Raw genomic sequence first — 1,544 nt, forward strand, 5'->3', positions numbered from 1 at the left:
CTAGCTATGATGAACATAAACCAAGGATAGCCCTCCATATTGCTGCACTCGTAGGTTAAAATGGAAAGTGACAAAACCACCATTTCAGAGCTACACAGCAAAGGAGAGCTATCACTATGAAGTTTACCACAAAATTCATCGGTTTAGATGTGTCCAAAGAAAAAATTTCGGTTGCCATTGCAGACGAAGGCCAGGCCAAACCTCGCTACTACGGAACCATTGCCCATACGCCTGCCGCTTTGCGTAAACTCATCAAAGAGCTCGGACCAGCAAACTCCCTGTCCTTCTGTTATGAGGCAGGCCCGACAGGGTACGAAACTCACCGCTGGATTGAATCTATGGGCGCACATTGTGTGGTTATCGCGCCTTCTCTCATCCCCAAACGTGCTGGAGATCGGGTGAAAACCGACCGCCGAGACGCAGAACAATTGGCGCGTTTGTTCCGTGCGGGTGAACTCACGCCGATTTATGTGCCTGCTCGGGAGGATGAAGCTTTGCGTGAATTGGTTCGTGCACGTGAAGCCGCGAAAGAGGATGCTCATCGGGCCCGTCAGCGTGTTCTCAAGTTTTTGCTGCGCCACCAGATTCACCGGCCGGAGCACATCAAGCGGGCCTGGACGAAAAAGTACAGGGTGTGGCTGAGCCAAGTGACTTTTCCACAACCCCCCATGCAAACGGCTTTTACCGAATATCTTCATACGTTACGTGAGGTGGAGGAACGGATCGGTCGGTTGGACCAAGCGTTAATTGACGAAGCGGCCACTCATCCCAAAGCGGAAATGATTCGTATCCTGCAATCTCTTCGCGGCATTGGTTTTCTGACGGCGGTTACCCTGGTTTCCGAAATCGGTTCGTTTGCTCGTTTCTCTTCTCCGGCCAAGCTCATGGCCTACTTGGGCCTGGTTCCCCGTGAGCATTCGTCAGGAGCCAGCACCAAACGGGGCAGTCTCACCAAAACGGGAAACGGTCGTCTGCGTCGGATCTTGATTGAATCGTCCTGGAGCTACCGTCACCGACCTGCGATTAAAGGAGACCTGGCTCTCCGCTTAGAGGGCGTGTCCGCGGACGTACAGCTCATTTCATGGAAAGCGCAGAACAGGCTTCATACCAAGTACCGCCGTCTGATTTTTGGTAAACACAAGCACCCCAATGTGGCGATTGCCGCCGTAGCACGAGAAATGATGGGCTTTATCTGGGCGGTTGCACGAACCGTGGAACAGCCGAACGCACAGTAAGTCGTTTTGCATACGTTGGAGACGATCGTCACAAGGGGAAAAGGGTAAAACCCGGAGCCTTAGGCCCGGGGGTTCATGAAAAGGTTCGGGAGAGAATCCACGAGAATCGTTTGCACCAGGCTGTGTATCGGCTTGACGTGCGCTTCTAGCTTGTCCAAGCTCTCCTTGACGAAGGCATAACATGTGGTAACCAACCCACGGATAGCAGCGTGCCAACCGTCGCTCGCATATGGACCCCCGCGCTTAGGGCTTCGAAGAAATCGCAGCATATGGTGCTGGGCTTGACAAAAATGTTCATAGCAACGATTC

Annotated in this window: 1 protein-coding gene; it reads left to right on the forward strand. The window is 52.9% G+C overall.

The genetic code is table 11. The features are described 5' to 3' along the window. Nucleotides 1-116: 116 nt before the first annotated feature. Nucleotides 117-1,235, forward strand: coding sequence for an IS110 family RNA-guided transposase (locus HNR77_RS29835; RefSeq protein ID WP_184191736.1), 1,119 nt, complete (start codon nucleotides 117-119; stop codon nucleotides 1,233-1,235). The last annotated feature ends 309 nt before the right edge of the window (nucleotides 1,236-1,544 follow it).

Origin of the sequence: Paenibacillus sp. JGP012, from assembly GCF_014203995.1 — a bacterium.
Classification (GTDB): domain Bacteria; phylum Bacillota; class Bacilli; order Paenibacillales; family Paenibacillaceae; genus Paenibacillus; species Paenibacillus silvae.